Here is a 13,304-nt window from a genome sequence, read left to right as displayed (position 1 = left end):
GCTTCATCACCGGCGCCACCATCAACATCAACGGCGGCCTCTACTACCAGTAAGCAGTTTGCGCCGCATCAAGAAAAGGGGCCTGCGGGCCCCTTTTTGCCGCAGTGCAGCTTTAACCCCCACGGCCTGAAGGCATACTATGAACGCCCGTCTGGACTTGCCCTTTCCGCCCATGCCCCTCGCCCTCACCGCGCCCGAGCTCGTCGACTTCCAACGTGTCCGGGAACGCGCCATGCAATCCCTCTTCGAGAGCCTGGAAAATCTCTGCGAAGGGACCATCGTGGTGGACCGGGACAGCCGTATCGTCTGGATCAACGACCGCTACGTGAAGCGCTTCGGCTTCGCCACCCCGGAAGACGCCATCGGCAAGAAGGTCGAGGAGGTCATCCCCAACACCCTGATGGGCGAGGTGGTGCGCAGCGGCAAGCCGATCCTGCTCGACATCCTGGAAGCGGAGCCGATGCCCTTCGTGGTCACCCGGCTGCCCCTCAAGGACGATGCCGGCGAGGTCATCGGCGCCGTCGGCTTCGCCCTCTACGACAAGCTCCAGCCCTTGCAGCCCCTCTACGGCCGGCTCAGCCGGCTGCAACAGGAACTGGCCCAGGCCCAGAAGAAACTGGCCGAGGAACGGCGCGCCAAATACACCTTCTCCAACTTCGTCGGCATCAGCCCGGCGGCCATGGAACTGAAGCGCCAGGGCCGCCGCGCCGCCCGGCTCGACACCACCGTGCTGCTGCTCGGCGAGACCGGCACCGGCAAGGAGTTGGTGGCCCACGCCATCCACGCCGCCTCGGACCGGGCCGACAAGCCCTTCGTCGGCGTCAACGTGGCCGCCATCCCCGATACCCTGCTGGAAACCGAATTCTTCGGCGCCGCCCCCGGCGCCTACACCGGGGTGGACAAGAAGGGCCGCATCGGCAAGTTCGAGCTGGCCCACGGCGGCACCCTGTTCCTCGACGAGATCGGCGACATGCCCCCGACGCTCCAGGCCAAGCTGCTGCGCGCCTTGCAGGAGCAGGAAGTGGAGCCGGTGGGGTCGAACCGGGTGATCAAGGTGGACGTGCGCATCATCGCCGCCACCTCGGTGGACCTGGCCAAGCGGGTGGCCGACGGGCGCTTCCGCAGCGACCTCTACTACCGCCTCAACGTCCTGTCCCTGACCGTGCCGCCCCTGCGCCAGCGACTCGAAGACCTGCCGATGCTGAGCGAGCACATCCTGGAGAACATCGCCCAGCGCACCGGCCTGCCCCACCGGGAGCTGGACGCCAGCGCCATCGAACTGCTGCGCCGCAGCCCCTGGCCCGGCAACATCCGCGAACTGCGCAACGCCCTGGAACAGGCCACCCTGCTCTCGGACCACCTGCGCCTGTCCGCCGCCGATTTCGCCAGCCTGGCCCCGGCCGCGGAGCCCGTCCCGGGCGCTGCCGACACCTCTGGTACCGCCGCCCCCCTGGCACCCCAGGACATTCCCAACTACGGCGAGGCCATCGCCGATTTCGAGCGCCAGCTGATCCGCCAGGCCCTGGCCGCCTGCGCCGGCAAGGTGCCCGAAGCCGCCCAGCGCCTCGGCCTAGGCCGGGCCACCCTGTACAAGAAGATCGCCGCCCTGGGCATCGGTACCGGCGGCTCCGCCGCCGCCTGATCCGCCCCGCCGGGCAAACGCCACGAACGCCGGGCACCGCCCGGCGTTCTGCTTTTTGGCCATCCCGGCGCTGCCCTCCCCCATCTCCGCGCCGAGACATTCCCGCCTGGGAGACGCGTCCAGCCGCCAAATCTCCGGAAAACGTCTCGCTCCCGAGACAAGGCGCACCGGCCATCTGCCACGCCCTGCCCTATTCCCCTTTTATTTCAATACGATGAACCGGCTGGCACGGCCCCTGCGATAGGAACAGGGCGAGCGGACGAGAGAGCCGCCGACCGTTGGAGGAGAGCCATGACCCTGCCGTTTTCCCCGCTGCGGCGCCCATGCCGCAACGCCCTGCCAGACCCAGGCCCAGCGCCCGCGTCCGGCTGCTCCTCGTCATCCCCCGACGCCTCCCGCCTTCCGCCAGGCCCCCTGGCCGGCAGCCGCACTCGCGCCTGCCGGACCGGGCGCGCCCGTACCGGCACGCCGGCGGGGCATTCCGTCACTTTCCTGCACAGCCACCATCGTTAGGATTCCCATGAGCGCTACTCCGACCTCCCCTCGCCGCCAGAAGATCGTTTCCGCCCGGGAAGCGGTCAGCCACATCCATGACGGCGCCACGGTGGCCACCGGCGGTTTCGTCGGCATCGGCTTTCCCGAAAACATCGCCGTGGCCCTGGAGGCCCGTTTCGGCGCCGAGGCGGCGCCGCGCAACCTGACCCTGGTCTATGCCGCCGGCCAGGGCGACGGGGCCGAACGGGGCCTCAACCACCTGGGCCACGCCGGCCTGGTGAAGCGGGTGGTGGGCGGCCACTGGGGCCTGGTGCCCAAGTTGCAGCAACTGGCCGTGGACAACCGGATCGAGGCCTACAACCTGCCCCAGGGGGTGATCGCCCATCTGTTCCGCGACATCGCCGCCGGCAAGCCGGGCCAGCTGTCGCGCATCGGCCTGGGCACCTTCGTCGATCCACGCTTCGGCGGCGGCAAGATCAACGCCTCGACCACCGAGGAGCTGGTCACCCTGACTGAAGTGGGGGGAGAGGAATGCCTGCTCTACCGCACCTTCCCGATCCACGTCGGCATCATCCGCGGCACCACGGCGGACGCCGACGGCAACATCACCATGGAGCGGGAGGCCCTCACCCTGGAGGCCCTGGCCATCGCCACCGCCGCCCACAACTCGGGGGGCATCGTCATCGTCCAGGTCGAGCGCATCGCCGAGCGGGGCACCCTGCACCCGCGCCAGGTGAAGATTCCGGGCATTCTCGTTGATTACGTGGTGGTGGCTGAGAAGCCCGAGTACCACATGCAGACCTTCGCCACCGACTACAGCCCGGGCTTTGCCGGCGAGATCCGGGTGCCGGTGGATTCGATCCCGCCCATGGAGATGAGCGAGCGCAAGATCATCGCCCGCCGCGCCGCCATGGAACTGAAGCCCGGCGCCGTGGTGAACCTGGGCATCGGCATGCCCGACGGGGTGTCCGCCGTGGCCGCCGAAGAAGGGGTGCTGGACCTGCTGACCCTGACCACCGAGCCCGGCGTGGTCGGCGGCGTGCCCGCCGGAGGCCTCAACTTCGGCGCGGCGGTGAACACCGCCGCCATCGTGGACCAGCCTTACCAGTTCGACTTCTACGACGGCGGCGGCCTGGACCTGACCTTCCTCGGCCTGGCCCAGGCCGACGCCGAGGGCAACCTCAACGTCAGCAAGTTCGGCCCGCGCCTGACCGGGGCCGGCGGCTTCATCAACATTTCCCAGTCGGCCAAGGAAGTGATCTTCGTCGGCACCTTCACCGCCGGCGGCCTGGACGTGGCGGTGGAAGACGGCAAGCTGGCGATCCGCCAGGAAGGCCGCACCCGCAAGTTCGTCGAGCAGGTGGAGCACCGCACCTTCAGCGGCCCGGTGGCGGCGAAACGCGGCCAGCCGGTGCTGTACATCACCGAGCGCTGTGTGTTCCGCCTCACCGCCGAGGGCACCCTGGAACTGATCGAGATCGCCCCGGGGGTGGAGCTGGAAAAGGACGTGCTGGCCCTGATGGACTTCCGCCCGCACATCAGCCCGGACCTCAAGCTCATGGACGCACGCATCTTCGCCCCCGCCCCCATGGGCCTGCGCACCATGATCGCCGGCTGACGCCCCGCCGCGTTCGACCCTGGGGATAGTGGGGTGCCGCGCCACGGCACGGCCCGCACCCCTCTATCCGGTTGAACCCGCAGGGCGTAGCAGCCCAACCGTTTTTCCTTCCCAGGAGGGATCGTCCCCCCGGCTTCGGCCGGGTTTTTTTTGCCCGATTTTTGGCTGTTTCCTGCCTCGGCCCGGCGATCCGTCAATGCCATTCGCTTAAACATATGCACCGATTGGCGCTGCCAAGCGGAATTAAGCAGCGTTATTCCCATCCGGCCGACGCCTCCATCGCCAAGCCCGTTATTCCACGCCATTTCCCGAGGACAAGGCGTTATTTATATGTATAGAATATAGACACTTATTTATATTCGCATGGACAGGAAATCATGACAAAAATTGCCGCCCATCCCCCCTCGCCCAACGCCGGCTTCCGTAATTCCCTGCTCTTCCCCATGTTCGCCCTCCTCGGGATCGCCGCCCTGTGCATTACCGGGGCGTTCGCCTACGCCCTCCATTCCCTGGACAAGGTGGCCGACCGCTTCGGCGAATTCATCGACCGGGACCAGGCCCGCCTAATCCTGGTCCAGGACCTCTACGCCCAGGGCCTGCAAGCCGGCCAGGCCCTGCGCAACATCGTGCTCGACCCGGGCAATCCCAAGGCCTACTCGAACCTGGACAACGCCCACAAGAAATTCGAGGACGTGCTGTCCCAGGCCAAGGGGCTCGGCGCGGGCGATCCGGATTTCGCCAAGGCAATGGATCAGGCCGCCGCGAACTGGGCGCCGCTGCGAGGCATCCGCGAAGGGGTCGTGGCCTTGGCCAAGGCCGACACGGCGGCCGCCACCGGCACCCTGAACAAGGATGAGACCCCGGCTTGGCGCAAGCTGCGCCAGGTGCTGATGGATGAGATCGCCCGCCAGGAAAAGGCCGTCACCAACACCCGGGACGACGTCCTCGGCCAGGCCGGCACGGCCCGCACCCTGTCCATGCTCATTGCCGGGGTCACACTGCTGCTGGGCGGCGTGATGGTGGTACTGACCGCCCTGGCCCTGCGCCGCCCCCTGGCCGAACTGGAAAACTCCATGGCCCAGCTGGCCTCCGGCGACGGCGACCTGACCCGCCGCCTGCCGGTGAAATCGGCCAACGAGGTGGGGCGTATCGCCATGTCCTTCAACACCTTCGCCGAGCAGCTCCAGGCCACGGTGCGCCAAATCCACACCATTGCCGAACAGGTGAGCGCGTCCGCCGGCAGTATCGCCAGCCAGGTGGGCGAGGTGGCCTCCTCCACCCGGGAGCAGACCGAATCCGCCGCCACCATCGCCGCCGAGGTCGAGGAACTGACCACCAGCATCGCCACCGTGGCCGACTCCGCCGACGGCGTGCGCGTCACCTCTGACCAGAGCTTGGCCGCTAGCGAGGAAGGGCGCAGCAACGTGGCCACCCTGATGACCGAGATCGAAGGGGTGGAAACCACCGTGGGCGCCATCGCCACCGCCGTGGCCGACTACATCGCCAGCACCCGCACCATCTCGGCCCTCACCGAGGAAGTGAGCGAGATCGCCGCCCAGACCAACCTGCTGGCCTTGAACGCCGCCATCGAGGCGGCCCGGGCTGGCGAACAGGGCCGCGGCTTTGCCGTGGTGGCCGACGAGGTGCGCAAGCTGGCGGAAAAGTCCGCCAAATCGGCCGCCGAGATCGGCGGCGTCACCGAGACCGTGGGTGCCAAATCCACCGAGCTGGATGCGGTGGTGCAGCAGGGCCTGGCCGCCCTGCGCGCCAGTCATGCCACCCTGGACCGGGTGGCGGTCCTGCTCGGCGAGAGCGGCGACGTCGTCGCCACCACCCACAAGGGCATCGACGAGATTAGCGATTCGGTGCGGGAACAGCGCACTGCCAGCCAGGACATCGCAATCAACGTGGAGCGCATCGCCCGCCTGGCCGAGGCCAACGACGCCCACATGGGTGAAGCGGCCGAATCGGCACGCTCGTTCCAGGCCCTGGCCGACTCCCTACGCCAGACCGTGGGGCATTTCCGCGTCGCCTGATCCGGCTTCCTGATTTTCGCCTTGCCGTCAAAAGGCCCTGCCCATCCCGGCGCAGGGCCTTTTGCCATGGAAACGTCACAGAAAAAGCGCCAACTATCTGAGCTAGAACGATAATTATGCATTCATGATATAGTTCTTTCCCCAAGAGCCGCGCCCCGCCACGAAGGCGTCCAAAACGACGGCTCCAACGTGTTTTTGCAAGGGAGAGAATCATGACCAGCCCCGCAGCCCAGGGCCTCACGGTGCGGACGCGCTTCACACTGCTGATCGTCGCCAGCGTCGCCATCCTCGCCGTTATCTTCGCCCTCATCCTGGCCGCCCAGCGCGACCGGCTGATCGAGGACCGCAAGGAGCAGGTGCACAACCTGATCGACGGCGTGGTGACCATGGTCACCTACTACGAAGGCCAGGCCAAGACCGGGCAGATGGAACCGGAAGCGGCCAAGGCGGCCGCCCTGGGCGCCATCCGCGCCATGCGCTACCGCAAGAGCGAGTACTTCTTCGTCCAGAACCTGGACAACAAGATGCTCATGCACCCGATCAAGGCCGAGCTCGAAAACAAGGACATGTCGGGGCTCAAGGACCCCAACGGCAAGCTGTTCTTCCAGGAGTTCATGCGGGTGGTCAAGGAATCCGGCGCCGGCTACGTGGACTACCTGTGGCCCAAGCCCGGCGCCGAGGCCCCGGTGCCCAAGCTCTCCTACGTGAAGCTGTTCCAGCCCTGGGGCTGGGTGATCGGCACCGGCATCTACATCGACGACGTGGACACCATCTTCCGCGCCCAGGCCCTCAAGTTCGCCATCTACATGGGCATCGCCGTGGCCCTGCTGGCCGGCTTCCTGGTGCTCACCTACCGCAGCATCTTCCGTGCCCTGGGCGGCGAACCCCGGGATGCCAAGGCGGCGGTGCAGCGCATCGCCGACGGCAACCTGACCGAGGAAATCCGCCTTGCTCCCGGCGACACCACCAGCCTGATGTCCTCCATGCGCGACATGCAGCGCGAACTGCGCAACATGATCGGCCAGGTCATCTCCAGCTCGGAACAGCTCACCGAGGCCGCCGACCAGCTGCTCGCCACCTCCGAGGAAGTCACCGGCAGCGCCCTGCACCAGAGCGAGGCCTCGTCGGCCATGGCCGCCGCGGTCGAGGAAATGACCGTGTCCATCGACCAGGTGGCGGACAACGCCCGGGTCGCCCACGGCATCAGCGTCGAATCCGGCGATCTCTCGGAACGGGGCACGGCGGTGATCCACGGCGCCGCCGGCGAGATGCGCCAGATCGCCGACTCGGTGCGCTCCTCCTCCACCATCATCGAGGAGCTGGGCCGCCAGTCCAACCAGATCACCACCATCGTCAACACCATCAAGGAAATCGCCGACCAGACCAACCTGCTGGCCCTCAACGCCGCCATCGAGGCGGCCCGGGCCGGCGAGGCCGGCCGCGGCTTCGCCGTAGTGGCTGACGAGGTGCGCAAGCTGGCCGAGCGCACCAGCCAGTCCACCCAGGAAATCGCCGACATGATCGGCAAGATCCAGGGCGGCACCCGCAACGCGGTCACCAGCATGGAAGCTGGCGTGGCCCAAGTGGAAAACGGCGTGGCCCTGGCCAACCAGGCCGGCGAATCGATCCTGCAGATTCGCGACTCCGCCGCCAAGGTGCGCGACGTGGTCAACGACATCACTGCCTCGATCAAGGAGCAGAGCGCCGTCTCCAGCGACATCGCCAGGAGCGTGGAAAAGATCGCCCAGATGTCCGAGGACACCGCCGGCGCCATCGGCCACGCCGCCAACGCGGCACGCCGCCTGCACGAGCTTTCCGGCACCCTGCAAGGCGCCGTCAGCCGCTTCCGCATCGGCTGAACGCAGTTTCCGGCCATGAAAAAAGGCGCCAGCAGGCGCCTTTTTTCATGGGGCAGCGATACGGTCACCCATCCTGCACCACCGGTGACATGGCGCCCCGTTGTTATACTCGATGCATAAGCAATGAAGCATTCGACAAGGCCGCCCCAGGCCGGACGCCGCGCTGCGGGGAAAATCGACAATGACAGAACTTTATCGCGTGATCATTTCCGGACGCACCGTCTCCGGACGCCCACTGAATGAGGTCTTCGATCAGGTAGGCAGGGCATTCAAGCTCCAGGGCGACCAGCTGGCCCAGATGCTCTGCGGCAGGCCCGTGGTCGTGGTCAAAAGCGCCACCGGCCCCGTGAGCGAGCAATGGCTGACGCACCTGCGCGGCCTCGACCTTGAGGCGATGCGGCAACCCCTTGCCCCAATCGCGCCGGTGGTGGAAGCACCAGCCACGCCAACGGCTACGGCCGCCCCGGCGAACGTCGCCACCGAGACTGCCGAGGCAGCCACAACTGCCGCGCCAACCGTGGAAACAGCCGTGGAGGAAATCGTCTGCCCCAAGTGCGGCGAGGCCCAGCCCAAGCGCACCCTGTGCCGACAGTGCGGCCTCGACATGCCGCGCTACCTGCTCGCCCAGCAGCAGGCCGCCGAAGAGGCCCGCGAACAACTGACCGTGCAGCAAGCCGGTCCGGCCCGCAACCCCGGCATTGGCGCCGGCGCCGGGTTGCGCCAGCCGGCAGCCATGGGCATCGACGGTGCCAGCCTGATCGGCATCGGCTTCAGCGGACGACTTGGCCGGCTCGACTACCTGGCCAGCGGTTTCGTCGCCACCATCGTCTGGCTGGCCGGCGTGCTCCTGGCGGTGTCCACGGGCCAGTTCTTCATCGCCGGCCTGGGCATTTTCATCGGCCTGGTCTATGCGGTGCGCTGCCTGGCCCTGCGCCTTCACGACACGGGCCACAGCGGCTGGCTCTCCCTGATCGCCGCAGTGCCCATCGTCGGGGTGCTGATGAGCCTGGCCCTGTTCTTCATCCCCGGCAGCCAGGACGACAACGACTACGGCGCCCCGCCCCATGCCGGCGGCGGCAAGCGCCTGCTCATTTCCCTCGTCCTCTCCGGCCTGATGCTCGTCACCGCGTTCAAGCAGATGACCCGCAGCCCCGAGAACCTCGTCAAGTTCGCCCAGGCCATGGCCATCGGCACCGAGTGGATGGCTCCGCCCAGCACGGGCGACGACGAGGGGGATGAGGAGACCACCATGCCGCCGGTCACGCGCTACGCCGCCAGCAACCAGGTCGACCTCTACGTCATTCCCGGTTGCGGCAGCTGCGACCAGATGCACGGCTGGCTGCGGGCCAACGGAATCCAGCCGGCGGTGTACAACGTGGATGGGGACCCACAGGCGGCGGAGCAACTGCACGACATGCTCGGCGGCGGAGCCCAGCACATCATGCTGCCGGTGCTGCGGGTCAACGGCAAAGTATTGCCCGGCAACCCGGACATCAACCTGGTCCACAACCATCTGCGCCCAGCCTCATAACGACACTGGCAGCAGCCCCCTCCACAAGCAAAAGGCCGCATTGCAGCGGCCTTTTGCTTGTGGGGCGACGGGCGCCGGCGCTATCGACGCCCGTCCTCCCCCCAGCGCCCGGCGGCTGCGTCGTCGGTTTCCCGGGCATCCACCCAGCGGGCACCCTCGGGGGTTTCCTCCCGCTTCCAGAACGGTGCCCGGGTCTTCAGGTAGTCCATGATGAACTCGCAGGCAGCGAAGGCCTCGCCCCGGTGGGCGCTGGTCACCGCCACCAGGACGATCTGGTCGCCGATGTCGAGCCGGCCGATCCGGTGGATGACGGTCACATCGAGCAAGTCCCAACGGCCCCGGGCCTCGTCCACGATGGCCGCCAGGGCCTTTTCGGTCATGCCCGGATAGTGCTCCAGGGTCATGGCCGCCACCGCCGCACCGTCGTTGCGGTCGCGCACATAGCCGACGAAGCTGGCGCAGGCCCCCACCGCCGGCTGGCCCCGGGTCAGGGCGGCCAGCTCGGCACCGACATCGAAGTCGGCTTCCTGAACGGCGATCTTCATGGCCTCAGCCCCCGGTCACCGGGGGGAAGAAGGCCACCTCGTCGCCTTCCTTCACAGCAGCGGTGAGCGGCACCATGTCCTGGTTCACCGCGCAACGCAGGTTTTTGAACGAGGCCAGTTGCCCCCAGGCCTCGCCCCGGGCTGCCAGGTGGGCGCGCAGATCGGCCACGGTGGCCACCCCGGCGGGCAGGGCCAGGGATTCGGACGATGCCCCCAGGGCTTCCTTGAGGGCGGCGAAGTACAGCACGGTCACGGTCATGGCGGTCCTTGCGACGAAATCAGCCGAGCAATTCGGCCAGGGGCAGGAAGCGGACGATGTCCCCCGGTGCGATCACGGTGCCCGGCGGGTTTTCCACCAGGCCGTCGGCCCAGGCCACCGAGGTGAGCACCCCGGAACCCTGGTTGGGGAAGCACTCCAGCTCACCGTTGGCCCCCAGGCGTACGCGCAGGTATTCGTGGCGGCGCGGATCGGGGCGGGTCCAGGAAAAACCTGCGCGCATCGGGTAGCTGCGCGGCGCGGCGTCGGCCACGCCCTGGAGCTTGAGGACGAAGGGGCGCACCAGGGTGAGGAAGGTGACGAAGCTGGACACCGGGTTGCCCGGCAGGCCGATGAAGGGCACCTCGCCGGTCGGCCCGTCGCCGCCGCGTACCGCGCCCAGGGCCAGGGGCTTGCCCGGCTTGATCGCCACCTGCCACAGGTCGAGGCGGCCTTCGGCTTCCACCGCCGGCTTGACGTGGTCTTCCTCGCCCACCGAGACGCCGCCGGAGGTGACGATCAGGTCGGCCTGCTGCACCGCCTCGCGCAGAGCCGTGCGGGTGGCCTCCAGCTTGTCCGGCACCTGGCCCAGATCCTTGACCTCGCAACCCAGGCGCTCCAGCAGCGCCACCAGGGCGAAGCGGTTGGAGTTGTAGATGGCCCCCGGCGGCAGCGGCTCGCCGGGCATGCGCAGTTCATCGCCGGTGAAGAACACCGCCACCCGCACCCGCCGGTACACCGGCAGGGTGGCCAGGCCGACGGAGGCGGCCAGGGCCACGTCCTGGGGCGTGAGTTTGCGCCCGGCGGGCAGGATGGTGTCGCCCTCGCCGATGTCCTCGCCGCGGCGGCGCACCGCCGTACCGGCGGCGGGCACGTCCAGCAGGGTCACCTGTTGGCCCTCGGCATCAGCCTCGGTGCGCTCCTGCATCAGCACCGTATCGGCCCCGGGGGGGATCGGTGCACCGGTGAAGATGCGGGCGGCGGTGCCGGGACGCAGGGGCAGCCCCACGCTACCGGCGGTGATGCGCTGGGAAATCGGCAGGGTGACGCGACCGTCGGCCCCAGCGGCGGCCACGACGTCGGCATGGTTGAAGGCGTAGCCGTCCATGGCCGAGTTGTCCAGGGGCGGGACGGCGATGGCGGAGCGTTGCTCCTGGGCCAACACCCGGCCGGCGCAGGCGATGGTGGGGATGGCTCGCTCCCCGCTCACCGGCGTGGCGGCGGCGAGAAGGCGGTCGAGGGCGTCGTGCAGGGTCAGCATGGGCATTCTCTTGCGTAGTCGCGTGGGTCAGGTCCGGACGTAGGCGGCGATGAAGTCGGCCACGGCGTCCGGATCGTTCAAGTCGAGGCGGGACAAGGGCGGCGGCAGGTCCAGGTCGGCATCGCTGGCCACTGCCACCACGTAGGGATTTTCAGGATAGATCAGGGGCCGGCCGTGAACCGGACGATGAATTTCGATCTTGGGGATCGGGTCGTTCTTGAAGCCTTCCACCAGCACCAGGTCGCAGGCCGACAGGCGCTCCAGGTGCTCGGCCAGGGTCGGCTCCGGTGCCCCGCGCAGTTCGTGCAGCAGGGCGTAGCGGGAATTGCAGGTGATCAGCACCTCCGCCGCGCCGGCCTGGCGGTGGCGATAGGAGTCCTTGCCCGGCTTGTCGATGTCGAAATCGTGATGGGCGTGCTTGATCAGGGACACCCGCAGCCCCCGGGCGATCAGGCGCGGAATGAGCTGTTCGATCAGGGTGGTCTTGCCCGAGCCGGAATAGCCGGCGAAGCCGAACACGGTCTTGCCGGCGATGCGCGGGGTCAGGTCGGCGGCCCGGGGCACGGGCGTGGGGGAAGGCAAAGAAGAAGCGTGACGAAGGGATTCGGTCATGGACGAACGATAGCGTGCAATGGGACCAGGCGCCACGGCGCGGGTCAAAAACGGCGGTGGCGGATTCCGGGCGCCGGACGGCGCAGGGAGGCTGGGAATACAGGGGCCGGGGACGAAACCGACGCCCCCGCTGCCCGGCGCGTGCGGGTGAATCCCGCCCTCAGCCGGCCACCGCCAGCACCGGGGCAAAGCCGCCGCCCGGGGTGCGGAAGTTGGTGGTCTGGCCCTGGTAGAGGCGGGCCGCCACCAGTTGCACCTGGCCGGCGTAGGCATAGTTGCGCACGTCCACCTTGAGGGGCTGATCCCCTTCCGGCGTCGCCACCATCCGGGTGGACGGCGGCACCAGGGCCTGGGCTACGTAGCCGCCGGCGGCCGGATCGCTGCTGGCGGCGACGATCTCCTCGAACACCCGCTTGGTCAGCTTGTCGCCCCGGTAGGCGGCGCGGCTGCCGAAGCCGGCGGCGGGCTTGAAGAACCAGCGGCGCCGCTCGCCCCACAGGGCCTCGGCATTATGGGGGGTGACCTGGCGGGTTTCGGCCGTGCAGGCGGCGATGGCCGCCCGGGTGGCGGCATCGGCGCCGGCCTCGGTCAGCCAGGCCGGATCGGACAGGCGGGTCATCAGCCGCTTGTCGGCGAACAAGGCGTGGGCCGCCGGATGGGGGGTGACCACCGCCGCGCCGCTGCGCCACGCCTGGCGCAGGGCCTGGGAAGACGGGGCATCCAGGTAGAAGTCGGTGAGACGGTTGTAGACCAGGTCCACCGGCTGGCCCTGATGGGTGAGGCAGGCCCCGTCCCAGTCCAGTTCGGCAGGATCGGCCACCGCGGCCTGCCAGCCGTGACGGGCGAGCAGATCCACGGTGAGGGTGAATTCCGGGGCCAGATATTGCTCGGCCGGCGCCTCGTCCACCACCACCGCCCGAGGCAGGGCGGCGCACTTGCCTTCCCGGGCCAGTTCGGCGGCGAACATGGCGGCGATGGCCTCTTCCAGGGCCGCCCCCTGGCCGGGTTGCCAGGCATCGAGCAGGGCTGCCATGAGCAGGGCGCCGCCGGCGTTGGTGTTGATCTCGATCAGGCGCGGGCCTTCCGGCGACAGGTGGAAATCGTAGCCCATGAAGGCCGAGGCAGCCAGGGGCCTCTCGGCGGCGACGTCGCGGCCGGCCCGTTCGGCGGCGCTGGCCGGGGCCTGGGCCAGGGCCACTTCGCGCCAGGCCGGCAGGGCGGCAACGGCCTCCATGGCGGCGGCGAAGGCGGCCATGGCATCCAGGTCTGCCTGGGCCACGTGGACCCGGGCGGCGGAAAACAGGGTGGGCCGGCCGGCCAGGGCTTCGCTGCCGAGGCGGGCGTCGAGCACGGCGGGATCGGGCCGTCCGGCGTCGGGCACGGCGTTGCGCTGCTCGGCGGCGGCGCGTTGGGCGTCAGGCACGGTCTGGGCGGTCATGGCGTGGGGTC

The 13,304-nt window shown here is 68.6% G+C and carries 10 protein-coding genes; 5 read left to right on the top strand and 5 right to left on the bottom strand.

Annotation, left to right across the window (positions count from 1 at the left end; translation table 11 throughout):
• Positions 1 to 232 precede the first annotated feature (232 nt).
• From V7Z98_RS07600 to V7Z98_RS07580, 5 genes are all read left to right on the top strand, one after another.
• Entirely contained in the window at positions 233 to 1,642 is a 1,410-nt protein-coding gene (locus tag V7Z98_RS07600) for a sigma-54 interaction domain-containing protein (RefSeq protein WP_293263853.1), read from the top strand.
• A 520-nt stretch (positions 1,643 to 2,162) separates the two neighbouring features.
• Entirely contained in the window at positions 2,163 to 3,755 is a 1,593-nt protein-coding gene (locus V7Z98_RS07595) for an acyl CoA:acetate/3-ketoacid CoA transferase (RefSeq protein WP_293263852.1), read from the top strand.
• Between the two features lie 377 nt (positions 3,756 to 4,132).
• A complete protein-coding gene (locus V7Z98_RS07590; RefSeq protein ID WP_293263851.1) occupies positions 4,133 to 5,791 on the top strand; it encodes a methyl-accepting chemotaxis protein in 1,659 nt (552 codons plus the stop codon).
• Between the two features lie 212 nt (positions 5,792 to 6,003).
• A complete protein-coding gene (locus V7Z98_RS07585) occupies positions 6,004 to 7,650 on the top strand; it encodes a methyl-accepting chemotaxis protein (RefSeq protein ID WP_293263850.1) in 1,647 nt (548 codons plus the stop codon).
• Positions 7,651 to 7,831: 181 nt separating this feature from the next.
• Positions 7,832 to 9,181 carry a DUF805 domain-containing protein gene (locus V7Z98_RS07580; protein ID WP_334157547.1) on the top strand — a complete coding sequence of 450 codons (1,350 nt, stop codon included), beginning with the start codon at positions 7,832 to 7,834 and terminating at the stop codon, positions 9,179 to 9,181.
• Between the two features lie 80 nt (positions 9,182 to 9,261).
• On the opposite strand, the gene moaE is transcribed toward V7Z98_RS07580, so the two are convergent.
• The 5 genes from moaE to V7Z98_RS07555 all read right to left on the bottom strand — a co-directional run bounded on the left by moaE (position 9,262) and on the right by V7Z98_RS07555 (position 13,293).
• On the bottom strand, positions 9,262 to 9,726 hold the full coding sequence (moaE, locus tag V7Z98_RS07575) for a molybdopterin synthase catalytic subunit MoaE (protein WP_334157546.1): 465 nt from the start codon (positions 9,724 to 9,726) through the stop codon (positions 9,262 to 9,264).
• A gap of 4 nt (positions 9,727 to 9,730) precedes the next feature.
• The gene (moaD, locus tag V7Z98_RS07570; protein ID WP_293263847.1) at positions 9,731 to 9,985 is read right to left on the bottom strand and encodes a molybdopterin converting factor subunit 1; all 255 of its coding nucleotides are present in this window, start codon (positions 9,983 to 9,985) and stop codon (positions 9,731 to 9,733) included.
• Positions 9,986 to 10,004: 19 nt separating this feature from the next.
• Positions 10,005 to 11,243 (bottom strand): molybdopterin molybdotransferase MoeA, encoded by a 1,239-nt coding sequence (locus tag V7Z98_RS07565; RefSeq protein WP_293263846.1) that lies wholly within the window; start codon positions 11,241 to 11,243, stop codon positions 10,005 to 10,007.
• 27 nt (positions 11,244 to 11,270) lie between these two features.
• Complete coding sequence (gene mobB, locus V7Z98_RS07560; protein ID WP_293263845.1) at positions 11,271 to 11,855, bottom strand: molybdopterin-guanine dinucleotide biosynthesis protein B; 585 nt, start codon at positions 11,853 to 11,855, stop codon at positions 11,271 to 11,273.
• 160 nt (positions 11,856 to 12,015) lie between these two features.
• On the bottom strand, positions 12,016 to 13,293 hold the full coding sequence (locus V7Z98_RS07555; RefSeq protein WP_334157545.1) for a hypothetical protein: 1,278 nt from the start codon (positions 13,291 to 13,293) through the stop codon (positions 12,016 to 12,018).
• Positions 13,294 to 13,304: the final 11 nt, after the last annotated feature.

The organism is Oryzomicrobium sp. (genome assembly GCF_036820405.1).
Lineage (GTDB): Bacteria > Pseudomonadota > Gammaproteobacteria > Burkholderiales > Rhodocyclaceae > Oryzomicrobium.
Note: the sequence above shows the minus strand (reverse complement) of the source record. Positions and strands in the feature narration are given on the sequence as shown.

Coding starts and splice junctions, on each gene's coding strand:
- moaD (WP_293263847.1), bottom strand. CDS start 9,985: ATGACCGTGACCGTGCTGTACTTCGCCGCCCTCAAGGAAGCCCTGGGG.
- V7Z98_RS07555 (WP_334157545.1), bottom strand. CDS start 13,293: ATGACCGCCCAGACCGTGCCTGACGCCCAACGCGCCGCCGCCGAGCAG.
- mobB (WP_293263845.1), bottom strand. CDS start 11,855: ATGACCGAATCCCTTCGTCACGCTTCTTCTTTGCCTTCCCCCACGCCC.
- V7Z98_RS07595 (WP_293263852.1), top strand. CDS start 2,163: ATGAGCGCTACTCCGACCTCCCCTCGCCGCCAGAAGATCGTTTCCGCC.
- moaE (WP_334157546.1), bottom strand. CDS start 9,726: ATGAAGATCGCCGTTCAGGAAGCCGACTTCGATGTCGGTGCCGAGCTG.
- V7Z98_RS07590 (WP_293263851.1), top strand. CDS start 4,133: ATGACAAAAATTGCCGCCCATCCCCCCTCGCCCAACGCCGGCTTCCGT.
- V7Z98_RS07600 (WP_293263853.1), top strand. CDS start 233: ATGCAATCCCTCTTCGAGAGCCTGGAAAATCTCTGCGAAGGGACCATC.
- V7Z98_RS07585 (WP_293263850.1), top strand. CDS start 6,004: ATGACCAGCCCCGCAGCCCAGGGCCTCACGGTGCGGACGCGCTTCACA.
- V7Z98_RS07580 (WP_334157547.1), top strand. CDS start 7,832: ATGACAGAACTTTATCGCGTGATCATTTCCGGACGCACCGTCTCCGGA.
- V7Z98_RS07565 (WP_293263846.1), bottom strand. CDS start 11,243: ATGCTGACCCTGCACGACGCCCTCGACCGCCTTCTCGCCGCCGCCACG.